General features: G+C 70.4%; 20 protein-coding genes. 12 read left to right on the forward strand and 8 right to left on the reverse strand.

Annotated features, from left to right (window positions below; all coding sequences use genetic code 11):
• Nucleotides 1-35 precede the first annotated feature (35 nt).
• The 6 genes from scy to J7E87_RS11780 all read left to right on the forward strand — a co-directional run bounded on the left by scy (nt 36) and on the right by J7E87_RS11780 (nt 9,026).
• On the forward strand, nt 36-3,983 hold the full coding sequence (gene scy / locus J7E87_RS11755; RefSeq protein ID WP_215092823.1) for a polarized growth protein Scy: 3,948 nt from the start codon (nt 36-38) through the stop codon (nt 3,981-3,983).
• A 114-nt stretch (nt 3,984-4,097) separates the two neighbouring features.
• Nucleotides 4,098-5,033, forward strand: a complete 936-nt coding sequence (locus J7E87_RS11760) for a cellulose-binding protein (RefSeq protein ID WP_215092825.1) — start codon at nt 4,098-4,100, stop codon at nt 5,031-5,033.
• Between the two features lie 101 nt (nt 5,034-5,134).
• Nucleotides 5,135-6,118 (forward strand): ABC transporter ATP-binding protein, encoded by a 984-nt coding sequence (locus J7E87_RS11765; RefSeq protein ID WP_215092827.1) that lies wholly within the window; start codon nt 5,135-5,137, stop codon nt 6,116-6,118.
• A 3-nt stretch (nt 6,119-6,121) separates the two neighbouring features.
• On the forward strand, nt 6,122-6,901 hold the full coding sequence (locus J7E87_RS11770; protein ID WP_215092828.1) for an ABC transporter permease: 780 nt from the start codon (nt 6,122-6,124) through the stop codon (nt 6,899-6,901).
• A gap of 146 nt (nt 6,902-7,047) precedes the next feature.
• Entirely contained in the window at nt 7,048-8,184 is a 1,137-nt protein-coding gene (locus J7E87_RS11775) for an ABC transporter ATP-binding protein (protein ID WP_215092830.1), read from the forward strand.
• On the forward strand, nt 8,181-9,026 hold the full coding sequence (locus J7E87_RS11780) for an ABC transporter permease subunit (RefSeq protein ID WP_215092832.1): 846 nt from the start codon (nt 8,181-8,183) through the stop codon (nt 9,024-9,026). Before J7E87_RS11775 ends, J7E87_RS11780 begins: the two co-directional genes overlap by 4 nt.
• A 20-nt stretch (nt 9,027-9,046) precedes the next feature.
• Here the strand turns inward: J7E87_RS11780 and J7E87_RS11785 are convergent, their stop codons facing one another.
• On the reverse strand, nt 9,047-9,376 hold the full coding sequence (locus J7E87_RS11785) for an ATP/GTP-binding protein (protein WP_215092834.1): 330 nt from the start codon (nt 9,374-9,376) through the stop codon (nt 9,047-9,049).
• Between the two features lie 213 nt (nt 9,377-9,589).
• Here J7E87_RS11785 and J7E87_RS11790 point away from each other — a divergent pair, with 213 nt between their 5' ends.
• Nucleotides 9,590-10,621, forward strand: coding sequence for an LLM class flavin-dependent oxidoreductase (locus J7E87_RS11790; RefSeq protein ID WP_215092836.1), 1,032 nt, complete (start codon nt 9,590-9,592; stop codon nt 10,619-10,621).
• Nucleotides 10,622-10,712: 91 nt separating this feature from the next.
• On the opposite strand, the gene J7E87_RS11795 is transcribed toward J7E87_RS11790, so the two are convergent.
• Entirely contained in the window at nt 10,713-11,105 is a 393-nt protein-coding gene (locus tag J7E87_RS11795; RefSeq protein ID WP_215092838.1) for an SCO5389 family protein, read from the reverse strand.
• A gap of 242 nt (nt 11,106-11,347) precedes the next feature.
• Here J7E87_RS11795 and nucS point away from each other — a divergent pair, with 242 nt between their 5' ends.
• Nucleotides 11,348-12,010: an endonuclease NucS gene (nucS, locus tag J7E87_RS11800; protein ID WP_215092840.1), complete on the forward strand. Its 663-nt coding sequence runs from the start codon at nt 11,348-11,350 to the stop codon at nt 12,008-12,010.
• 92 nt (nt 12,011-12,102) lie between these two features.
• Here nucS and J7E87_RS11805 read toward each other — a convergent pair whose 3' ends face one another.
• The 3 genes from J7E87_RS11805 to J7E87_RS11815 form a co-directional block, all read right to left on the reverse strand.
• A complete protein-coding gene (locus J7E87_RS11805; protein ID WP_215092842.1) occupies nt 12,103-14,541 on the reverse strand; it encodes an ATP-binding protein in 2,439 nt (812 codons plus the stop codon).
• Between the two features lie 155 nt (nt 14,542-14,696).
• Entirely contained in the window at nt 14,697-15,020 is a 324-nt protein-coding gene (locus J7E87_RS11810) for an STAS domain-containing protein (RefSeq protein WP_215092844.1), read from the reverse strand.
• A 192-nt stretch (nt 15,021-15,212) separates the two neighbouring features.
• On the reverse strand, nt 15,213-16,061 hold the full coding sequence (locus J7E87_RS11815) for a 3-hydroxyacyl-CoA dehydrogenase family protein (protein ID WP_215092846.1): 849 nt from the start codon (nt 16,059-16,061) through the stop codon (nt 15,213-15,215).
• A 361-nt stretch (nt 16,062-16,422) separates the two neighbouring features.
• Here J7E87_RS11815 and J7E87_RS11820 point away from each other — a divergent pair, with 361 nt between their 5' ends.
• Nucleotides 16,423-16,995 carry a cob(I)yrinic acid a,c-diamide adenosyltransferase gene (locus tag J7E87_RS11820; protein ID WP_215092848.1) on the forward strand — a complete coding sequence of 191 codons (573 nt, stop codon included), beginning with the start codon at nt 16,423-16,425 and terminating at the stop codon, nt 16,993-16,995.
• Here the strand turns inward: J7E87_RS11820 and J7E87_RS11825 are convergent.
• Nucleotides 16,992-17,594 carry a hypothetical protein gene (locus J7E87_RS11825; protein ID WP_308312907.1) on the reverse strand — a complete coding sequence of 201 codons (603 nt, stop codon included), beginning with the start codon at nt 17,592-17,594 and terminating at the stop codon, nt 16,992-16,994. The two genes, J7E87_RS11820 and J7E87_RS11825, sit on opposite strands and share 4 nt — an antisense overlap.
• Before the next feature lie 162 nt (nt 17,595-17,756).
• Here J7E87_RS11825 and J7E87_RS11830 point away from each other — a divergent pair, with 162 nt between their 5' ends.
• The 3 genes from J7E87_RS11830 (at nt 17,757) to J7E87_RS11840 (ending at nt 21,621) form a co-directional block, all read left to right on the forward strand.
• Entirely contained in the window at nt 17,757-18,950 is a 1,194-nt protein-coding gene (locus J7E87_RS11830; protein WP_215092850.1) for a histidine kinase, read from the forward strand.
• Entirely contained in the window at nt 18,947-19,597 is a 651-nt protein-coding gene (locus J7E87_RS11835; protein ID WP_215092853.1) for a response regulator transcription factor, read from the forward strand. The genes J7E87_RS11830 and J7E87_RS11835 overlap by 4 nt, the downstream gene beginning before the upstream one ends.
• 158 nt (nt 19,598-19,755) lie before the next feature.
• Nucleotides 19,756-21,621 (forward strand): glycoside hydrolase family 18 chitinase, encoded by a 1,866-nt coding sequence (locus J7E87_RS11840; protein WP_215092856.1) that lies wholly within the window; start codon nt 19,756-19,758, stop codon nt 21,619-21,621.
• A gap of 287 nt (nt 21,622-21,908) precedes the next feature.
• On the opposite strand, the gene J7E87_RS11845 is transcribed toward J7E87_RS11840, so the two are convergent.
• Nucleotides 21,909-22,358, reverse strand: coding sequence for a DUF2550 domain-containing protein (locus J7E87_RS11845; protein ID WP_215092858.1), 450 nt, complete (start codon nt 22,356-22,358; stop codon nt 21,909-21,911).
• A 167-nt stretch (nt 22,359-22,525) separates the two neighbouring features.
• Nucleotides 22,526-22,900: a F0F1 ATP synthase subunit epsilon gene (locus J7E87_RS11850; protein ID WP_215092860.1), complete on the reverse strand. Its 375-nt coding sequence runs from the start codon at nt 22,898-22,900 to the stop codon at nt 22,526-22,528.
• Nucleotides 22,901-22,993: the final 93 nt, after the last annotated feature.

Consider the following 22,993-nt stretch of genomic DNA (forward strand, 5'->3'; position numbering starts at 1 on the left):
GAAAGTTGCGACCAGGGGACGGATGGGACCGCGCAGTGCGGGGCTACGAACGCCAGGAGAGCCACCGAGCTGACGACGACCACCTCTCGCGGTTCGAAGCCGAGATGGACCGGCTGAAGACCGAGCGGGAGAAGGCCGTCCAGCACGCCGAGGACCTCGGTTACCAGGTCGAGGTGTTGCGCGCCAAACTCCACGAGGCGCGCCGCAACCTCGCCTCCCGTCCTGCCTACGACAGCGCGGACATCGGCTATCAGGCCGAACAGCTGCTCCGTAATGCCCAGATCCAGGCCGACCAGCTGCGCTCCGACGCCGAGCGCGAGCTGCGTGAGGTCCGCGCCCAGACCCAGCGCATCCTCCAGGAGCACGCCGAGCACCAGGCCAGGCTCCAGGCCGAGCTGCACTCCGAGGCGGTCCAGCGCCGCCAGCGCCTGGACCAGGAGCTGGCTGAGCGCCGCCAGACCGTCGAGACGCATGTCAACGAGAACGTCGCCTGGGCCGAGCAGCTCCGCGCCCGTACCGAGTCACAGGCCCGCCGGCTCCTCGACGAGTCCCGCGCCGAGGCCGAGCAGTCCCTGGCCGCCGCCCGGGCCGAGGCCGCCAGGGTCGCCGAGGAGGCCCGTCAGCGCCTCGGCTCCGAGGCGGAGTCCGCCCGCGCCGAGGCCGAGGGCATCCTGCTGCGCGCCCGCAAGGACGCCGAACGCCTGCTGAACGCCGCCTCCAACCAGGCCCACGAGGCCACCAGCCACGCCGAGCAGCTGCGCTCCTCCACCACCGCCGAGTCCGACCAGGCCCGCCAGCAGGCCGCCGAATTGAGCCGCGGCGCCGAGCAGCGGATCCAAGAGGCCGAGGAGAAGCTGCGCGAGGCCCGCGCGGAGTCCGAGAAGCTCCTGACCGAGGCCAAGGAGTCGGCGGCCAAGCAGCTGGCGTCCGCCGAGTCGGTCAACGAGCAGCGCACCCGTACCGCCAAGGCGGAGATCGCCCGGCTGGTCAGCGAGGCCACCAAGGAGTCCGAGGCGCTCAAGGCGGAAGCCGAGCAGGCGGTCGCCGATGGCCGCGCCGAGGCGGAGAAGCTGGTCGCGGCCGCGGCGGAGAAGGCCCGTACGGTCGCGGCGGAGGACTCCGCGGCGCAGCTCGCCAAGGCGGCCCGTACCGCCGAGGAGGTCCTGACCAGGGCCTCCGACGATGCCAAGGCCACCACGCGCTCCGCGAGCGAGGAGGCCGAGCGGATCCGCCACGAGGCCGAGGCGGAGGCGGACCGGCTGCGCGGCGAGGCCGCCGAGCAGGCCGATCAGCTCAAGGGCGCGGCCAAGGACGACACCAAGGAGTACCGCGCCAAGACCGTCGAGCTGCAGGAGGAGGCGCGCAGGCTGCGCGGCGAGGCCGAGCAGCTGCGCGCCGAGGCGGTCGCCGAGGGTGAGCGGATCCGCGGCGAGGCCCGCCGGGAGGCCGTCCAGCAGATCGAGGAGGCGGCCAGTACCGCCGAGGAGCTGCTGACCAAGGCGCGGGCCGACGCCGACGAGATGCGCGCCACGGCGAGCAGCGACAGCGAGCGGGTCCGCACCGAGGCGATCGAGCGCGCCACCACCCTGCGCAAGCAGGCCGAGGAGACCCTGGAGCGCACCCGCGCCGAGGCCGAGCGGCTGCGCGCGGAGGCCGAGGAGCAGGCGGAGAGCGTCAAGGCCGCGGCCGAGGAGGCGGCGGCCGGACTGCGCGAGGACGCCGAGCGCGGCATCGCGGCACGCCATGCCGAGGCCGCCGAGGAGCTGACCCGGCTGCACACCGAGGCCGAGTCCCGCCTCGCCGCCGCCGAGCAGAACCTCGCGGACTCCCGCGGCGACGCCGAGCGGATCCGCCGCGAGGCCTCCGAGGAGACCGAGCGGCTGCGCGGCGAGGCCGCCGAGCGGATCCGTACGCTCCAGGCGCAGGCCGAGCACGAGGCCGAGCGGCTGCGTACCGAGGCCGCGTCGGACGCGTCGACCACCCGCGCCGAGGCGGAGAACGTCGCGGTACGGCTGCGCAGCGACGCGGCCAACGAGGCGGAGCGGCACAAGAGCGAGGCGCAGGACAGCGCCGACCGGCTGCGCGCCGAGGCCGCGTCCGCCGCCGAACGCGTGGGCGCCGAGGCCGCCGAGGCGCTGGCCGCGGCGCAGGAGGAGGCGAACCGCCGCCGCCGGGAGGCCGAGGAGATCCTCGACTCCGCGCGTGGCGAGGCGGATCAGGAGCGCGAGCTGGCGCGCGAGCAGAGCGAGGAGCTGCTGGCCTCCGCCCGCAAGCGGGTCGAGGAGGCCCAGGCCGAGGCGCACCGGCTGGTCGAAGAGGCCGACCGCCGTGCCACCGAGATGGTCTCCGCCGCCGAGCAGACCGCCCAGCAGGTACGGGACTCGGTCAACGGACTTCAGGACCAGGCCGAGCAGGAGATCGCCGGGCTGCGCTCGGCCGCCGAGCACGCCGCCGACCGCACCAGGACCGAGGCGCAGGAGGAGGCGGACAGGGTCCGCGCCGACGCGTACGCCGAGCGGGAGCGGGCGGCGGAGGACGCCAGCCGGCTGCGGGCCAGGGCCCATGAGGAGACCGAGGCGGCCAACTCGCTCGCGGAGCGCACCGTCGAGGAGGCGATCACGGAGTCGGACCGGCTGCGCGCCGACACCGCCGAGTACGTCCAGCGCATGCGTACGGAAGCGACGGACTCGCTCGCCTCGGCCGAGCAGGACGCTTCGCGCGCCCGCGCCGATGCCCGGGAGGACGCCAACCGCATCCGCTCGGAGGCCGCCGCCCAGGCCGACCGGCTCATCGGCGAGGCGTCGAGCGAGAGCGAGCGGCTGCGCAGGGAGACGGCCGAGGCGCTGTCCGGCGCCGAGCGGGTCAAGGCGGAGGCGGAAGCCGGGGCCGAGCGGCTGCACGCCGCGATCCGCGCGGAGGGCGAGCAGATCCTGGACGAGGCGCGCCAGGCCGCCGACAAGCGTCGTGCCGACGCAGCGGCCCAGGCCGACCAGCTGATCTCCGAGGCGAGCGGCGAGGCGGAGTCGCTGCGCGCCGAGGCGGCGGAGACGGTGGGTTCGGCCCAGCAGGCCGCCCAGCGCATCAAGTCCGAGGCCCAGAAGGTCAGGGCGGACGCCGAGGCCGAGACCGAGCGGATGCTTGCCAAGGCCCGCGAGGATGCCGACCGCGCGCTCGACGAGGCCCGCGAGGCGGCGGCCAAGCGTCGTGCGGACGCCGCCGAGCAGGCCGACCAGCTCATCAACAAAGCCCAGGAGGAGGCGCTGCGCGCCGCCACCGAGGCCGAGGCACAGGCCGACACCATGGTCGGCGCGGCTCGCAACGAGGCCGAGCGGCTGGTCTCCGAGGCGACCGTGGAGGGCAACTCCCTGGTGGAGAGGTCCCGTACGGACGCGGACGAGCTGCTGGTCGGCGCGCGCCGGGACGCTGCCGCCATAAGGGAGCGCGGCGAGGAGCTGCGTGCCCGTGTCGAGGCCGAGATCGAGGAGCTGCACGAGCGGGCCCGCCGGGAGACGGCCGAACAGATGAAGACGGCCGGCGAACGCGTCGACCATCTGCTGAAGTCCGCCGAGGAGCAGCGGACCGGGGCCGAGGCGAAGGCCAAGGAGCTGCTGTCCGATGCCAATTCGGAGGCCAGCAAGGTCCGCATCGCCGCGGTGCGCAAGGCCGAGGGGCTCCTCAAGGAGGCCGAGCAGAAGAAGGCCGAGCTGGTCCGCGAGGCCGAGCGGGTCAAGGCGGAGGCGGTGGCCGAGGCCGAGCGGCTGGTCACCGAGGGCCGGCGCGAGCTCGATGTGCTGGTGCGCCGGCGCGAGGACATTCAGGCGGAAATTTCCCGTGTCCAGGACGTGCTTGAAGCGTTGGAGTCATTCGAGGCGCCATCAGGGGGCACCAAAGCTTCATCCACTGGCGGCTCGGCCGCAGGTGCTGTCAAAGCGGGCGCAACAGCGGGGGTTACACGTTCGAGTGGCAAGTCGTCCGACGGCTAGCCACTCAAAAGACTGGACATTCTCCAGATCAAACGGTCATCCGCTCGATGACACGCCGCTTCGGCCCCTAGGATTCCCCCTATCACCTCACCGGTCTCATTCGACAGGAACCCCATGAGCGACACTTCCTCCCCCTTCGGCTTCGAGCTCGTGCGGCGTGGTTACGACCGCGGTCAGGTGGACGACCGCATTACCAAACTCGTCGCCGACCGTGACAGTGCTCTGGCCCGAATCACCTCTCTGGAAAAGCGCATCGAGGAACTCCACCTCGAGACGCAGAACGCCCAGGCCCAGGTCAACGACGCGGAGCCGTCGTACGCCGGTCTCGGTGCACGCGTCGAGAAGATCCTCCGCCTCGCCGAGGAGGAGGCGAAGGACCTGCGCGAGGAGGCCCGTCGCGCCGCCGAGCAGCACCGTGAGCTCGCCGAGTCCGCCGCCCAGCAGGTGCGCAACGACGCCGAGTCCTTCTCCGCCGAGCGCAAGGCGAAGGCCGAGGACGAGGGCGTCCGTATCGTCGAGAAGGCGCAGAACGAAGCCTCTACACTGCGCACCGAGGCGCAGAAGGACGCGCAGTCCAAGCGCGAGGAGGCCGACGCGCTCTTCGAGGAGACCCGCGCCAAGGCCGCCCAGGCCGCCGCGGACTTCGAGACGAACCTCGCCAAGCGCCGCGAGCAGTCCGAGCGGGACCTGGCTTCGCGTCAGGCGAAGGCGGAGAAGCGTCTGGCGGAGATCGAGCACCGCGCCGAGCAGCTGCGCCTGGAGGCCGAGAAGCTGCGTACGGACGCGGAGCGCCGGGCCCGTCAGACGGTGGAGACCGCGCAGCGCCAGGCCGAGGACATCGTGGCCGACGCGAACGCCAAGGCCGACCGGATCCGCAGCGAATCGGAGCGCGAGCTGGCGGCGCTCACCAACCGCCGCGACTCGATCAACGCGCAGCTGACCAACGTCCGCGAGATGCTGGCCACGCTGACCGGTGCGGCGGTTGCCGCGGCCGGCAGCCCCGACGACGAGCCGATCTCCCGCGGCGTCCCGGCTCAGCAGTCCCGCTGAGTACGGCCCCGTTCGCGGGGTCCGTCGTGTAGGTCAAGAACGCGTCAAGCCCCCCAGCCACTCCGGTGGCGGGGGGCTTTGCGCGCACTTAGCGTGGCCGCATGATTGAGCTCGAGGGCCTGACGAAGCGCTTCGGCAGCACGACGGCGGTCGATGATCTTTCGTTTCAGGTCAGGCCGGGTGTGGTGACCGGCTTCCTCGGCCCGAACGGCGCGGGCAAGTCCACGACGATGCGGATGATGCTCGATCTCGACAACCCGACCAGCGGAACGGTGCGGATCGACGGCAAGCACTACCGCGAACTCGAGGAGCCGTTGAAGTACATCGGTGCGCTGCTGGACGCGAAGGCGATGCACGGCGGGCGGAGCGCCTACAACAACCTGCTGTGCCTGGCGCAGTCGAACCGCATCCCCGCCTCGCGGGTCGCGGAGGCCTTGGACGTCGTTGGGCTGACGGCGGTGGCGAGGAAGAAGACCAAGAGTTTCTCGCTCGGTATGGGACAGCGGCTGGGAATCGCGTCGGCTCTGCTGGGCGATCCGGAGATCTTGATGTTCGACGAGCCGGTCAACGGTCTTGATCCCGAAGGAATTCACTGGATCCGCAATCTGATGAAGACTCTTGCATGCCAAGGACGCACGATCTTCGTCTCCTCGCATCTGATGAGCGAAATGGCCCTCACCGCCGAGCACTTGATCGTTATCGGACAGGGACGGCTTCTTGCCGATACATCAATGGCCGATTTCATCCACGAGAACTCCCGGAGTTACGTACGCCTGCGCTCCCCTCAGCAGGAGCGCCTGCGCGACGTGCTGCACGAATCGGGCTTCACGGCGGTCGAGTCGGGCAACGGCACGCTGGAGATCGACGGCGCCACCACCGAGGCGATCGGTGAACTGGCCGCCTCGCACCAGCTCGTCCTGCATGAACTGAGCGCCCAGCGCGCCTCGCTGGAGGAGGCGTTCATGCAGATGACGGCGGGAGCGGTGGAGTACCACGCGCATTCGACGGGTGAGGCCGCTCCCCCGCCGGCGACGCCACCGGGTCCCCAGTGGGGCCAGAGCTACCAGAGCAGCAAGGGAGCCTGACCCATGGCCTCGGTGCCCGCCGTCCTCCGGTCCGAGTGGACCAAGATCCGTACTGTTTCCTCGACCACCTGGACGCTGGTGAGCGCGCTGGTCGTCACCGTCGCCATGGGCGCCGCGCTCAGCGCGCTGCTGAAGTCGACTTTCGACGATCTCTCGCCCGAGGAGCAGCTCACCTTCGACCCGACCTTCATCAGCTTCTCCGGGATGATCCTGGGTCAGCTGGCGATGGTGGTCTTCGGGGTGCTGGTGGTCGGCACGGAGTACAGCTCGGGCATGATCCGCACCTCGCTCGCCGCCGTGCCCCAGCGCGCCACCTTCATCTTCAGCAAGATCACGGTTGCCACGGCGCTGGCGCTGGCGGTCGGGATGGCGACCAGTTTCCTCACCTTCTTCCTCGGCCAGGCGCTGCTGGGCGAACACCGTACGACGATCGGCGCCGACAACGTCCTGCGCGCGGTGGTCGGCGGCGGCCTCTACATGGGCCTGATCGCGCTGTTCTCGATGGGCGTGGCGACGATGCTGCGCAGCTCGATGCTCTCGCTCGGCATCCTGATGCCGTTCTTCTTCCTGGTCTCGCAGATCCTCGCGTCCGTACCGAAGGCGAAGACGGTCGCACGCTACTTCCCCGACCAGGCCGGATCCAAGATCATGCAGGTGGTCCCGGACGCCATGGGCAGCGACAAGGCGCCGTACGGGCCGTGGGGCGGGCTCGGGATCATGGTGATCTGGGCGGCGGTGGCGCTGCTCGGAGGCTATCTGGTGCTCAAGAAGCGGGACGCGTAGCCGGCGCCGGCGACTCGCCGTCGCCGAAACCGTAGCGTTACTGCTTGGCCGGAACCGTCAAGGCCCGGATATCCTCCTAACTCTTACGGGGGTGTACGGCCGGACGGCCTGTGCCCCGACGACCCGAATGTCGATGGGGCTGCAGAATGATCGAGGCAGTCGGCCTGACGAAGCGCTATGGCGCGAAGACGGCCGTGTACAACCTTTCCTTCCAGGTGCGGCCCGGTGCCGTCACCGGGTTCCTCGGCCCCAACGGCGCCGGCAAGTCGACGACGATGCGGATGATCCTCGGGCTCGACCAGCCGACCGAAGGCCATGTGACCATCAGTGGCCGCCCCTACCGGCAGCTGCCGAACGCTCCCCGCCAGGTCGGTGCCCTGCTCGACGCCAAGGCGGTGCACGGCGGCCGCAGCGCCCGCAGTCACCTGCTTTCGCTGGCGCAGCTCTCCGGTATCCCGGCCCGCCGGGTCGACGAGGTGCTCGGCGTCGTCGGCCTTCAGGAAGTCGCCAAGAAGCGCTCCAAGGGCTTCTCGCTCGGTATGGGGCAGCGGCTCGGTATCGCGGCGGCGCTCCTCGGCGACCCGCAGGTGCTGCTCTTCGACGAGCCGGTCAACGGCCTGGACCCGGAAGGCATCCTCTGGGTCCGCAATCTGATGAAGCAGCTTGCCGCCGAAGGCCGTACGGTCTTCGTCTCCTCGCACCTGATGAGCGAAATGGCGCTCACCGCCGACCACTTGATCGTGATCGGCCGTGGCCAGCTGCTCTCGGACATGAGCGTCAAGGACTTCATCTCGCACAACTCCGCGGACTTCGCCCGGGTGCGTACGCCGCAGACCGAGCCGCAGCAGCGCGAGAAGCTGTCCGCCGCGCTCACCGAGGCCGGCGGTCAGGTCATGTCGGAGCCGGACGGCGCGCTGCGGGTCACCGGGCTGCCGCTGCCCCAGATCAGCGATCTCGCGCACTCCGCGGACGTGCGGCTTTGGGAACTCTCGCCGCACCAGGCCTCGCTGGAGGAGGCGTACATGCGGATGACCCAGGGCGCGGTCGACTACCGCTCGACCGCCGACCAGAAGTCGGGCCTGATGCAGCAGCCGCCGATGGGCTACCTCCCGCCGCAGCAGCAGATCCCCGAGGTGCCGCAGCAGGGCTGGTACGCTCCGCCGCCGCCCCAGCCCGGCCAGAACCCGTACGCCGGCGGAGCTCCTGTCGCGCCCGCCGCCGCTCCGCAGATGCCGCCGACGGCCGCCCCCGCCGACCTGACCAAGCCCGAGGACGCCCGATGACCACCCCCTACCAGCAGCAGGCGCCCTACCAGCCGCAGGGCGGGCCCGCCGCCGCGTACTCCTCGCCGATCCCGGTGCGCGACGCCCACCTCGGCGACGCCCTCGCCTCGGAGTGGACCAAGATCCGTTCCGTACGTTCCACGATGTGGACGCTCGGCGTCATGATCGTGCTGATGGTCGGCCTCGGCGTGCTCTCCGCGGTCGTCGTCTCCGCCGCGGACGCCGACCTCGAGGGTCAGTCGGTCCTCTCCCTCGGCTTCTTCGGGGTACTGCTCGGCTCCATCTGCGTGATCACGCTGGGCGTGCTGACCATCGCCTCCGAGTACGGCACGGGGATGATCAGGACCACGCTGACCGCCTGCCCCAGCCGCGCCCGCGTGCTGACCGCCAAGGCGGTCGTCTTCTTCCTGCTCGTCTTCACCCTCACCACGGTGATCACCGCGATCGTGGGCGGTCTGCAGACCCTGATCGTGGACCAGGGCTCGTCCACCGGCGAGGACTGGTTCCGCGCGACGGTCGGCATCGCTCTCTACGTCGCGACCCTCGGCCTGCTCTCGCTCGCCGTCGGCACCCTGATCCGTCATTCGGCGGGCGCGATCACCGTCATGATCGGCGTCGTGCTGCTGCCGCTGGTGCTGGCCATGTTCATGTTCTCGGAGTCGCTGCGGGATCTGCAGCAGGCACTCTTCGAGTACTCGATCCCCAACCAGATCGGTGTGCTGTACGACACCGCCGTGACCGAGTCGGGTCCGGCCGGCTGGGACCCGCTGTGGATCATGCTGGGCGTGACGGCGGTGGCACTGGCCGGCGCGTACGCCTCGCTCAACACGCGCGACGTGTAAGGGCACGCGAGCCCGGAGCCTCAGTACTTCGGCGCGTTACGGGACCGCTGCACCCGCGTGGTGCGGCGGTCCTTCGCGTTCCAGCACGCCTTGTGCCAGTGCCGCCGGTCCTCCACGCCGCCGTGCTCCGGCCAGGCCACCACATGCGGGACGCTCGAAGGGATCTCCTGGTCGCAACCGGGGCACCGATACCGCTTGCCCGCGTCACTTGCACCGGCGACATGGCGGACGGACCACTCCTCGCCCTGCCAGGACTCGCTCCGGCCGAAGCCGCCGTACCTCTCGCCGGGCCCGATGGCCTGCTCGGTAGGTTTCTCGCCGCCTCGGGGGCGGTTGCGGCGCGGGGACACGTGACACCTCACGGGGCAAGTCCGGACAGTTCCCGTCCAGCCTACGGGCCTCCGGCCGGGGTACACGTACCGCACAGAGTGAGACCGTGACACCCACAGGGGCCAGTTACCGGAAAATCGCAACAACCTCGGGATTGGCCGTGCCTTTGGCACGTGTCAGACGTTGTTGCCGGTAGGGGGAGTGACGCGTCGGCCGCAAGGAGGCAATACGCGATGCGCGTGGGAACTTTCGTACTGGCGGCCCAATTCCCGGGCCAGGGGCAGGGGGAGGCACTGCACCGTGCGGTGCGGTCCGCCGAGGTCGCGGAGGAGTCCGGACTGGATTCGGTCTGGCTCGCCGAGCACCATTTCGTGCCGTACGGCGTGTGCCCGTCGGCTGTGACACTCGCCGCGCTGCTGCTCGGCCGCACCCGGCGGATCCGGGTCGGCACAGCCGTGAGCGTGCTGCCGAGCGCGCACCCCGTGTCGCTGGGCGAGCAGACGGCGCTGCTGCATCTCACCAGCGGGGGAAGGTTCTCCCTCGGTGTGGGGCGGGGCGGCCCCTGGGTCGATCTGGAGGTCTTCGGCACCGGCCTCGACGCCTACGAGAAGGACTTTCCGGAGTCCCTGGACCTGCTGCTGCGCTGGCTGCGCGAACCCCGCGTCGACGCCCGGGGGGACCGGTTCACCTTCCGTGAAGTCCCGGTCGTGCCAAGGCCGGACGAGCTGATCGGCACTCGCCCCGAAGGCCCCGAGGTGATCGTCGCGTGCACGTCCCCGAAGAGCGTGAAGCTCGCCGCCGAGCGCGGGCTGCCGATGCTGCTCGGGATGCACTGCGACAACGAGGAGAAGGCCGAGATGGTCGCCCGGTGGCGTACGGACGCGCTCGCCGCGGGCCGCCCGCCCGAGGAGGTCGAGCACGCCGGGCATGTGTCGGCCGGCGTGGCCCAGATCGCGGACCACGGGGCCGATGCCTCCGAGGCGCTGCTGAAGGCGATGCCGGGCTGGCTCAAGCAGGGCCTGGACGCCCATGTGACGGTCGACGGGCGGCGCCGGGCGATGCGGGACCCCGTGGCGTACACAGAACTGCTCTGCGAGATGCACCCGGTAGGCCCGCCGCGGCTGGCCGCGGACCGCATCGCGGCCACCGCGGAACGTACCGGCATCAGCCGCTTCGCCCTGCTCACCGAGGGCTCGGGCGACCTCGCGGCCACCGAGGAGAATGTGCGGCGCCTCGGCACAGAAGTCCTGCCACTGCTGAGCTGAGCCCTGCTCGTCGCGTCCCGGCCCGTACCGGTGGTGCTGCCGCTCCGACACCAGTTGCACCTCCCGCGGTGCGGAGCGGCAGCAGAAGACTTCAGCAGTCGCGCATTTCGGGCGACTGGTTGAGCAACTGGCCCCGTATGGAAGTGAAGCGGGCGAGCCGCTCATCCACCGAGGAGTCCAGCGGGAACACCGCTACGCGGTGGCAGTTCTGGAATGCCAGACGCACCCCGAAGTGCCGCTGGAGCGCGCCGCGAATCGCGTCACTCGCGAGCGCGCGCAGCAGCTGACCACGTGCCTGCTCGTCCGGCGGAGGCGTCTGGTTGTCGGCGAAGTCCCCGCCGTCCACCTTCAGCTGAGCCACCAGAGAACTGATCATCTCCCACGCGAAGGGCAGGGAGGTCCGGACGCAGTCGACGAAGGCAGCTTCGTCGACCTCGCCTCGCTCGGCCTGTTCCAACAGCGCCGGTGAGACGTCGAGCGACATGGGTTCTCCTCTCGCGACCCCGGTGAACGGGGTCTTACGGGCAGGGAAGGAGTCCGGCGGACGACGACGGCACACGAACGACGCATGACGACACAGAGTGCACGACCGACGACCTCCTGCTTCCACGGTAAGTGCGCTGCCCGGAGCGCACCAGGAGATTGGGAACACAACCGGCCAATTACGAACGGTGCTTCCGGGGGCGAATCGCGCGCATCGGCGTGTGTCGAGTAGCGTTGCCGACCATGCGTCTTGTCATCGCCCGCTGCTCCGTGGACTACGCGGGCCGGCTCACCGCCCACCTGCCCTCCGCTCCCCGTCTGATCCTGGTCAAGGCAGACGGCAGCGTCTCCATCCACGCGGACGACAGGGCGTACAAACCACTGAACTGGATGTCCCCTCCCTGCACCCTCAAAGAGGGTGACGGCAGCGTCTGGACCGTCATCAACAAAGCGGGCGAGAAACTGATCATTACGATGGAGGAAACCCTCCATGACTCCTCGCACGAACTCGGCGTGGACCCCGGCCTGATCAAGGACGGGGTGGAGGCGCACCTCCAGGAGCTGCTCGCCGACCGCATCGAGACGCTGGGCGAGGGATACAGCCTGATCCGGCGCGAATACCCCACAGCCATCGGCCCGGTGGACATCCTGTGCCGGGACTCCGACGGCGCGACGGTGGCCGTTGAGATCAAGCGGCGCGGTGAGATCGACGGGGTCGAGCAGCTCACGCGCTACCTGGAGCTGCTGAACCGCGACCCTCATCTGGCGCCGGTGAAGGGCGTGTTCGCGGCGCAGGAGATCAAGCCGCAGGCACGGGTGCTGGCGACGGACCGCGGGATCGGGTGCGTGGTGCTGGACTACAACGCGCTGCGGGGCATCGCGGACGACAAGCTCAGGCTGTTCTGAGGACGGCACTGAAACGAGTACGAGAGTACGTGAATACGGGGACGGCCCCGGGCGGCGATGCTGCCCGGGGCCGAACTGCGTTCTCCTGGCCGTCAGATGACGGGCGAGCCGCTGGAGCTCGCGGAGGACGCGGGGGCGCTGCTGGTCGTGATCGGGGCGCTGGCGGAAGACGAGCCTTCGGGCGAAGTCGTCGCCGAAGGTGACGGGGTGGTCGACGGCGTCGGCGTCGGCGTCGACGTCGGAGGCGGAGTGGTCGGGGGCTTCGTCGGCGGGGTCGACGGGGGCCTCGTAGGCGTCGTGGGCCTACTCGACGGCGACGGCCTGCCACCCGGCTTCGACGAACTCGGCGACGGCTCGATCCCCGGCTTCGACGGGTCGCCCGACGACGGGCTGGAGCTCGGCGTCGCCGTCCCCGTCGCGTCCGGGTCGCCGCCCGGGCGGCTGGTCGAGCCGACGGCCGGCTCGTCCGCGTCCAGGCCGTTCTCGGCGTCGTCCTCGTTCGCCGACTGGCCGTTCCTGACGTTGCCGCCGGGCGGTTCCTCGTGGTCCGAGGCCGCCCCCAGCGTCACCACCGTGCCGAGCACCGCGGCGAGCAGCGCGCCCGCGCCCGCGGCGACCAGGTTGCGGCGCGCTCCGCCGAAGACGTTGAGCGGGCCGCGCGGCTTCGCGCCGCCCGCGGGAGACTCCCGCCGCGCCACCAATGTGGCGGGCTCCTGTGACGACTTCGACCTCCCCGAGGCCCCCAGCGGCAGCACGGCCGCCGATACGCCTCCGGGCGGCGACGCCGACTCCTCGTGGCGCGCGGCGGGCACTTCCTCGCCCGCCGGGGTGCGTCCGCCGGGTACGAGGCCGCCCGCGCGGTCCGCGACGAGCGCCAGCGCCCTGCGTCCCGCGACGGTGCCGCGCTTGTCGGCGAGCGCCCCGCGCATGGCGATCGAGGCCTCCAGCTCGGCGCGCGCCCGCTCCAGGCTGCCGGTGCAGAGCGCGAGTACGCCCAACTCATGGTGGAAATACGCCTCTTCAGCCACTTCGCCCGATATCCGGGCCGCTTCGGAGCCGATCCGCAGGGCCCGCTCCCAGGCGGTCCAGTGCAGTCCCGCCGCGAAGGCGGGTGCGGCGCTGCGGGCCAGCAGTACGGCAGCACTGGGGTGTCCCGCTTCCTCCCCCGGGACCAGCGCGGCCAGCGCGGCGAGGACGGCGTCCGCCTCGGCCACCGCCCGATCGGGGGTGACGGAGGGGTGTCCGGCCCACCAGGCGTAGTGCTGGGCGACGGTGTGGGCGTGGGCGGCCACGTCGTCGGCGTAGCCCTTCTCCGTCAGCTGCGCGATCACGCCGGCCGCCAGCCGGTAGCGGGTGCCGACCGGGGAGAGCAGCCCGCAGTTCATCAACTCGCCGAGCGCGGCGTCCGCGTGGGTGTCACCGACGAGCGCCGGCAGATGCGCCTGGTGCGGGACCTCGCCGCCGAGCGCGACGGCGAAGCGCAGGGTCTGGCGGGCGGACTCGCCGAGCCGGGAGGCGAGCAGCGCCGCGGGCGCGGCCCCCTCGCCCAGCGTCGGCAGCGGGACCTCGACGCCGTCGGCCGAGTCGAAGACTCCGATCGCGTCGGGGTCCTCCGGGTCGGGACGCAGGCTGTCGCTCTGCCGCAGCAGCGCGCCCGCCTGTACGAAGCGCAGCGGCAGGCCCTCCGACTCGAACCAGAGGTCGCCCGCCCAGTTCGCCTCGTCCTCGGTGAGGGGCCGCTCCACGGTGCGCTTCAGCAGCTCCAGCGAGCTGCTGCGGCCGAGGCCCGCGAGGAAGACCTCTTCGAGGTGCGAGTCGGCGGCGGGGGCCGCGATGTCGGGTGTGGCGGCGACCAGGAAGGCGCACTCGGGCGCGGCGTCCAGCAGTTCGCCGAGGGCAGCGCCGCCGAACTCCAGGTCGTCCAGGACGACGATCGCGCCGATGTCCCGTATGCGCTCCAGCAGCCCTGCCCGGTCGGGCCGCTGCTGCGGCGCGTTGTACACGACCGCGAAGAGCTCGTAGAGCAGTTCGCTCGGGGTGCGGCGGTAGCCGCTGAGCCGTACGACTCCGTCGGGGGCGAGGTCCGCGCAGTCGTCGGCGACGGTGTCGAGCAGGGTGCTGCGCCCGGAGCCCGCGGGCCCGGTGAGCCGCACCGAGCGACCGCGGCCCAGCAGCCGTACGAGCCGCTCGCGCTCGTCGTCGCGCTCGAGCAGCGGGAGCCGCAGGGCGGGCGGGCCCGTCGGCAGGGGCGGCTGCGCCGCTCGCTGCCGTTCGGCGCGCTCCTCGGAGCTGTACCGGACCGGCCGGGCGGGCTGCTTTCCCCCATGGCCTTCGGCATGGGCGGGGTCCCCACCGGGCGGGCAGGGCTCGATCTCGCTGCCGTCGACGGGGTTGACCGTGAGCAGGAAGTCGCCGGTGACGAGCCTGACGGTACGGGCGAGCGCCGGAGCGGGGTGTACGAAGTCGGGCGTGGCGGTGTCGCGCGGGGGCCGCGACTGTCCCGCGCCCTCGCCGAATTTGTCGTTGTCCATGGTCCAAGCCCCCCAGATGCGCTGTGCCTGTCACACGGGTCCGTCAATTCGGCAGGCGAGCGAACCCTAAACGTTCGCTCAGTATCTACGAACGCCCGGGGTGCCACCCGGCCCGTGACGTCACAGTCGCGTGAGGATTGCGAGCGTCCTACGGTTCACACCCGAGGGAGCGATTCGGCCGCGAGGCCGCCTTCGATGGCGAGAATGCGGTGCAGCCGAGTGGCGACCAGCAGTCTCTGCATCTGTGGCGGCACACCGCGCAGCACCAGCCGGCGACCGCACCGGCCGGCCCGCCGGTGCGCGCCCATGATGACCCCGAGCCCGGTGGCATCCCAGGAGTCGAGGTCGGTCAGGTCGAGCACGAGGTCGCCGGCTCCGTCGTCGACGGCCGAGTGCAGGACCGTACGGGCGTCCGCCGCGCTGCGGACGTCGAGGCGGCCCCCGACGACCAGCTCGGCGTGGTCGCCCCTGATGTGCATATGCGCTCCCCGTGAGTGCGTCAGTGCCCTGTGTCTGTCTTCGGTCTGTGTTTCGGTTTTCTGCGCCGGTTCTTCTGTCTCGTTCTTCTGTCTTGCAACAACTGACTGCCCCATGGGCGAGGAAGTTGCCGTCTGTAAGCGAACCGATACCGAATTCACCCCTGCGGGTGATACCAAACCGGTCGATGAGGGTCAGTGCTTGTAGAAGCCCTGCCCGCTCTTGCGACCGATGTCACCCGCGTCCACCATCCGGCGCATCAGCTCCGGCGGCGCGAACTTCTCGTCCTGGGACTCGGTGTAGATGTTGCTCGTGGCGTGCATCAGGATGTCGATGCCCGTCAGGTCGGCGGTGGCGAGCGGCCCCATGGCGTGGCCGAAGCCCAGCTTGCAGGCGATGTCGATGTCCTCGGCGGACGCGACGCCCGATTCGTAGAGCTTGGCCGCCTCGACGACCAGTGCCGAGATGAGGCGGGTGGTGACAAAACCGGCGACGTCGCGGTTGACCACGATGCAGGTCTTGCCGACGGATTCGGCGAACTCCCGCGTGGTGGCGAGGGCTTCGTCGCTCGTCTTGTAGCCGCGTACCAGTTCGCACAGCTGCATCATCGGGACGGGCGAGAAGAAGTGCGCGCCGACGACGCGGTCCGGACGCTCCGTCACAGCCGCGATCTTGGTGATCGGGATGGCGGAGGTGTTGGAGGCGAGGACCGCGTCGTCCCGTACGAGCTTGTCGAGCGCACGGAAGATCTCGTGCTTGACCTCGAGCTTCTCGAAGACCGCCTCGACGACGATGTCCGCGTCGGCGGCGGCGCCGAGGTCGGTGGTGGTGGTGATGCGCGCCAATGCCGCTTCGGCGTCGGCCGCTTCGAGCTTGCCCTTGGAGACGAACCTGTCGTACGAGGCCTTGATGCCGTCCGTGCCACGGGTCAGGGCCGCGTCGGTGACATCGCGCAGCACGACTTCCCAGCCCGCCTGGGCCGAGACCTGCGCGATACCGGACCCCATGAGTCCGGCCCCGATGACGGCGAGCTTCCTGGCCACTGCGGCACCCCTTAACACGCGTTTACATTTCGGCTCTCCGGCGGAGGTTAGCGCCCGTGGGCGGCCATGTGGCGGTGAAGAGATGCGCGTCACGTCTCAGATGACGGACATCACACCGGTGCGGCCAATCGGGCGTCACATACCGCGTACTTGAGGTCAGATACGGCTGTTTGGGATACGAGAGTGACCCCCGCCACCGCGATCCCCCCGGGCCGGACCCGCCGTGGGCCGTCCATGAGGGGGCCCTCACGCGGGGACAGCGATGGTCTACGGCGTGCTGCCGGCCGCCGCGCCGGGCTTGGTGCCCGTGACGGCCGACACACGAGTCGTCCGCGGGCCGGCACCTAACTAGGCTGGTCGCATGGTCAATCTGACGCGCATCTACACCCGCACCGGCGACCGGGGCACGACGGCGCTCGGCGACATGAGCCGCACCGCCAAGACCGATCTGCGGATCGCCGCGTACGCCGACGCCAACGAGGCCAATGCCGTCATCGGCACGGCCATCGCCCTCGGGCAGCTTTCGCAGGAGGTCGTGAAGGTCCTCGTCCGCGTCCAGAACGACCTGTTCGACGTGGGCGCGGACCTCGCCACCCCGGTCGTCGAGAACCCGGAGTATCCACCGCTGCGGGTCGAGCAGTTCTACATCGACAAGCTGGAGGCGGACTGTGACCGCTTCAACGAGGAGCTGGAGAAGCTCCGCAGCTTCATCCTGCCCGGCGGTACGCCGGGGGCGGCGCTGCTGCATCAGGCATGCACGGTCGTACGGCGCGCGGAGCGCTCGACCTGGGTGGCGCTGGAAGCGCACGGGGAGATCATGAACCCGCTGACCGCGACGTATCTCAACCGGCTCTCCGACCTCCTGTTCATCCTGGCCCGTACGGCCAACAAGGAGGTCGGAGACGTGCTCTGGGTGCCGGGCGGCGAGCGCTAACGCTCAATGCGTACGGGCTCGCGCTCCGGCTTCGGGGCCTGCTTCGGGGCCTGCTTCGGGGCCTGCTTCGGGGCCTGCTTCGGGAAGAGCGTGCAGCTCCCCGCGATGATCACGTTGATGCCGATGGCGAAGAGCATCTTCTGCTGCCACATGCGCAGCGAACCGATGTCGCCGTCGCCGCCGACGTACCAGATCGCGGCCTGCAGCAGGCCCATGGCGACCACCGCGGCGGTGGTCCAGCGGACGGCTGTCTTCCACTCGTGGATCATGCGGGCCGTGCCGTACTTCGGCGGCTTGACGGGCGGCGGGCCGCCCGCGAAGCGGTGCGCGAACTTCGCGTCGACCCACTTGATCGTGTGGTGTCCCAGGCCCACGGTGAAGCCGATGTAGACGGCAGCGAGACCGTGCTTCCAGTCCGGCTCGGCGCCGTTCTTGAGGTCGATCGCCGTCACGGCCAGCAGGATGACCTCCAGCAGCGGCTCACAGAGCAGGACCGCCGCCCCCAGACGCGGCATCTTCGCCAGGTAGCGCAGGGCCAGGCCGCCGGACAGCAGCACCCAGAAGCCGACCTCGCAGATCACGATGAGCGTGACGATCACGGCACTCTCCCTTCCTTGTGGACTCCAGCCTCCCGTCCGCAATGGCGCCGATCGTCGTCGCCGATGACGAAGTGACGCTGCATCCTTCGATGTAGCCGGGTGGGGCGGGCCTTCACCCGGGATGCCGAGGCCCGCGCGCCGAACGCCGTGTTTGATGGGTCTGTGACCGCTCTCCCCCGCCCGCACCGCGACGACGTACTCATCGCCGTGGCCGGACTTCTCGGCGGCCTGCTGCTGTGGTCGCTGGGTCTGGACACCCGTAGCGGCCACGGCCTCGAACCGCGTTCGCTCGCGCTGGTGCCGCTGGCCGTGATGAGCGGGGCCGAACTGCTGCGCCGGACCAGGCCCAACACCGCGCTGGCGATCGGCTGTGTGTCGATGCTGGCCGACCAGTTCACCTACGGGAGTGTCGCCACCTTCGCGATGTTCACGGATGTGGTCTACGCGGCCGTTCTGTACGGCAAACCCGCGGCCGTACGCCGTATCCCCGCCGTGTCCGTGGTGGCCACCGCCGCCGTCACGGTCACCGCGCTCGTCGTCTTCCAGGACGCGCAGGCCATTTTGGTCGGCCTCCTCTTCGCTGTGCTGACGGTGGCCCCTGCCTGGACCGGCGTGAGCGTACGCACCCATCGCGACGCCGCCGAAGCCGCCCAGCTGCGCGCCGAGCAGACGGCCCTGCTCGCCGAGATGGACCGCACCCAGGCGGTGACCGCCGAGCGCGCCCGGATGGCCCGAGAGCTGCACGACCTGGTCGCGGGCCATCTCTCGGCGATCGCGATCCACTCCACGGCCGCGCTCTCCCTCGACGACCCGAGGACCTCCCGCGAGGCGCTCGGCGTGATCCGTGAGAACAGCGTCGAGGGGCTCGCCGAGATGCGCGGGCTGATCGGGCTGCTGCGGGACAGCGGCGACGAGGAGCCCGCGCCCGCGCCGACGCTCGCCGGTGTCGACGCGCTCCTCGACCAGTCGCGGACGAACGGCGCCGCCAGCGGGCTGGAGTTCACGCTCGAAGACACTCGCGAGGAGGGCCTGGAACCGCCCACGCCGGTCGAGCTCGCGGCGTACCGCATCCTCCAGGAGTCGCTGACCAACGCCCTCAAGCACGCGTCGCCGGGCCGGGTCGCGGTCACCGTGGCGCAGGACGAGCGGACACTGACGGTAGGGGTCACCAGCCCGTACGGCGACCGGCCCGGGCCGCGCGCCCCCGGCTCGGGGGCCGGTCTGGTCGGCATGCGCGAGCGGGTGGCACTGCTGGACGGGCAGTTCGCGGCGGGGCCGGTGACCACCGGCGACGGCGGCAAGGTCTGGCAGGTTCGGGCGCGGCTGCCCGTCGAGGAAGGGAGCGGGAAGGCATGACGATCCGGGTACTGGTCGCGGAGGACCAGAGCGCCGTACGCGCCGGTCTGGTCCTCATTCTGGGCAGCGCGCCGGACATCGAAGTGGCCGGCGAGGCGGCGGACGGCGAGGAAGCCGTGCGGCTGGCCCGCGAACTGCGCCCGGACCTGGTGCTGATGGATGTTCAGATGCCGCGGCTCGACGGGGTGTCGGCGACCCGGCAGGTCGTCGCGGAAAATCTCGCCGACGTACTCGTACTGACCACGTTCGATCTGGACGAGTATGTCTTCGGGGCGCTGCGGGCGGGCGCTGCGGGCTTTCTGCTGAAGAACACCGACGCCAGGGATCTGCTGGAGGCGGTGCGCACGGTGGCGCGCGGCGAGGGGCTGATCGCGCCCGCTGTGACCCGCCGGCTGATCGCGGAGTTCGCTACGCCGACTCCCCGACGGTCCCCGGACGCGCCCGACCCCGCGATCCTCGATGTGCTGACCCGGCGCGAGCGCGAGGTGCTCTCGTGCCTCGGCAAGGGCATGTCGAACGCCGAGATCGCGGGATGCCTCGACATGGCGGAGGCGACGGTGAAGACCCATGTGAGCCGACTGCTGGGCAAGCTGGAGTTGCGCAGCCGGGTCCAAGCGGCGGTTCTGGCCCAGGAGTTGGGCATCTAGCCCATTCGCCGCTCTCACCCCTCACCGCTGGTCTGGACCTATTGACGATTGGTCCAGACCTTCCTACTCTCACCGCAAACACACGCTGCGGTGAGCCACGCAGGGTGCGCAGTACACGGACCACCCCCGATCGTCCGGACCTCCTCGAGGAGCAACCCGTGAACACGCAACCCCCACTGCACAGTCCCAGATTCAGATTCAGATTCAGATCCAGAGCCGTCGCGGGACTGACCGCGCTGCTGCTGCCCCTGGCCGCCATGGTCTCTCTCGCCTCCCCCGCCGAAGCCGCTCCCTCGGCGACCGCCACCTACACCAAGGTCTCCGACTGGGGCACCGGCTTCGAAGGCAAGTGGACGGTCAAGAACACCGGCACCACATCGCTCACCTCCTGGACCGTCGAGTGGGACTTCCCCTCGGGCACCGCGGTCACCTCCGCCTGGGACGCGGACGTCACCAGCTCCGGCACCCACTGGACCGCCAGGAACAAGTCGTACAACGGCACACTGGCCGCGGGCGCGTCCGTCTCCTTCGGCTTCAACGGCACCGGCTCCGGCTCGCCCTCCGGCTGCAAGCTCAACGGCGCCTCCTGTGACGGCGGCAGCGTGCCCGGCGACAACCCGCCCTCCGCCCCCGGCACCCCGAGCGCGTCCGACATCACCAACACCTCGGTGAAGCTGACCTGGACCGCCGCCACCGACGACAACGGCATCAAGAACTACGACGTACTGCGTGACGGCGCCAAGATCGCGACGGTGACCGGCACGACGTACACGAACACCGGGCTGACCGCCGGCACCGACTACTCGTACACCGTCCAGGCCCGTGACACCGCCGACCAGACCGGCCCGGTCAGCGGCGCACGCGCGGTTCGCACCACCGGCGGTGGCGGCGACCCGGGCCCCGGGCCCGGCTCCACGGTCAAGCTCGGCTACTTCACCGAGTGGGGCGTCTACGGGCGCAACTACCACGTGAAGAACCTGGACACCTCCGGCTCCGCGTCGAAGATCACCCACATCAACTACGCCTTCGGCAATGTGACCGGCGGCCGCTGCGCCATCGGTGACGCCTACGCCGACTACGACAAGGCGTACACCGCCGACCAGTCAGTCGACGGCGTCGCCGACACCTGGGACCAGCCGCTGCGCGGCAACTTCAACCAGCTGCGCAAGCTCAAGGCGAAGTACCCGCACATCAAGGTGCTCTGGTCGTTCGGCGGCTGGACCTGGTCCGGCGGCTTCGGCCAGGCCGCGGCGAATCCAGCGGCCTTCGCGCAGTCCTGCTACGACCTGGTGGAGGACCCGCGCTGGGCGGACGTATTCGACGGCATCGACCTGGACTGGGAGTACCCGAACGCCTGCGGCCTGTCCTGCGACACCAGCGGGCCTGCCGCGTTCAAGAACATGATGCAGGCGATGCGCGCCAAGTTCGGGACGGGCAACCTGGTCACCGCGGCCGTCACGGCCGATGCCTCGGCCGGCGGCAAGATCGACGCCGCCGACTACGGCGGCGCGGCCCAGTACCTCAACTGGTACAACGTGATGACGTACGACTTCTTCGGCGCCTGGGCCGCACAGGGCCCGACCGCCCCGCACTCCCCGCTCACCTCGTACCCCGGCATCCCGCAGGCGGGCTTCAACTCCGCCGAGGCGATAGCCAAGTTCAAGGCGAAGGGCGTGCCGTCGGCCAAACTGCTGCTCGGCATCGGCTTCTACGGGCGCGGCTGGACCGGGGTGACCCAGAGCGCTCCGGGCGGCAGCGCGACGGGAGCGGCCCCCGGCACGTACGAGCAGGGCATCGAGGACTACAAGGTGCTCAAGAACAGCTGCCCGGCGAACGGCACGGTCGCCGGCACGGCCTACGCGCACTGCGGCACCAACTGGTGGAGCTACGACACCCCGGCCACCGTCGGCTCGAAGATGAGCTGGGCGAAGGGGCAGGGCCTGGGAGGCGCGTTCTTCTGGGAATTCAGCGGTGACACGGCGAACGGAGAGCTGGTCAGCGCGATCAACAGCGGCCTGAACTAGCACGGCTCACAACGAAGCCCGGGAGAGCGGTCTCCCGGGCTTTGTGATGTCTCTGGGCCGCAGGCCCGTCCACCGGCCAACGAGCAGCCCTATTCAGGCGACGTTAACCCTCCCCCAGACTTCGTCCGGGGGGACCCCCAACCAACTGCAGCCCTAATTAGGCGACATTGACTCTCCCCCAGACTTCGTCCGGGGGGACCCCCAACCAACGAGAGGCCCTATTTAGGCGACATTGACTCTCCCCCAGACTTCGTCCGGGGGGACCCCCAACCAACGAGAGGCCCTATTTAGGCGACATTGACTCGTTGGCCGGGCGGTGCCGCCTCGAGCCAGGCGAGGAAACCGGTCAGCGCGTCCTCGCTCATCGCAAGCTCCAGCCGCGTCCCCCGGTGCAGACAGCCCAGCACCACCGCGTCGGACAGCAGCGCCAGCTCCTCCTCGCCCTCGGGAGTGCGGCGCGAGATGACCTCGATCGCCGAGCGCTCCAGGACACGCCGCGGGCGGGGGGCGTACGAGAAGACCCGGAACCACATGATCCGGTCACCGCTGTAGCGGGCGACGCCGTACACCCAGCCCTTGCCGGAGAGGTCGGTCTCCTCCGGGACGTTCCAGCGCATACTGCAGTCGAAGGTGCCGCCCGAGCGCTGGATCAGCCGCCGTCGCAGTCCGAAGACGAACAGTCCGACCGCAACCAGGGTGACCAGAACCAGGCCGCTCACAAGCAGAGCGAGGAACATCTCCACCGACCTCCTCGCATCGTTCGTCCTAGTCCCACACGCAATCCCACGTGCACCTGCTGCATTGCCTCAGCCGCGGCACGGTCTGGAGAAATCCAGCCCGAGCCGCGGCTGAGTCTGTCCGGGGAGCGGGCCCCAGACCCCCGAAGGGACTGTCGGCGGGGTACTCAGCGCACCGCCACCGCACGCAGCCGGACATCGGCGCGCCGCTCTGCGGCGGCGTCCTCGTCCGACTTGGCCCGCTCCAGCGCACGCTCCGCGCGCTGGGCGTCGATTTCGTCTGCCAGCTCGGCGATCTCAGCCAGCAGGGACAGCTTGTTGTCGGCGAACGAGATGAAACCGCCGTGCACCGCGGCGACGACGGTCCCGCCCTCGCTCGTACGGATGGTCACAGGGCCCGATTCCAGCACACCGAGCAGCGGCTGGTGACCGGGCATGACGCCGATGTCGCCGGACGTGGTGCGCGCGACGACCAGGGTGGCCTCGCCGGACCAGACACTACGGTCCGCGGCGACCAGCTCGACATGCAGCTCAGCAGCCAAGGGTGGCTCCTCGGGTCACCACCCGGCACAGCTGCCGGGTGTTGGGTCAATTCTAGTAGGCGTACGAAGGGGGGCAGGACGCACCCCGCCCCC

Source organism: Streptomyces sp. ISL-1 (assembly GCF_018614585.1).
GTDB classification, from domain to species: domain Bacteria; phylum Actinomycetota; class Actinomycetes; order Streptomycetales; family Streptomycetaceae; genus Streptomyces; species Streptomyces maoxianensis.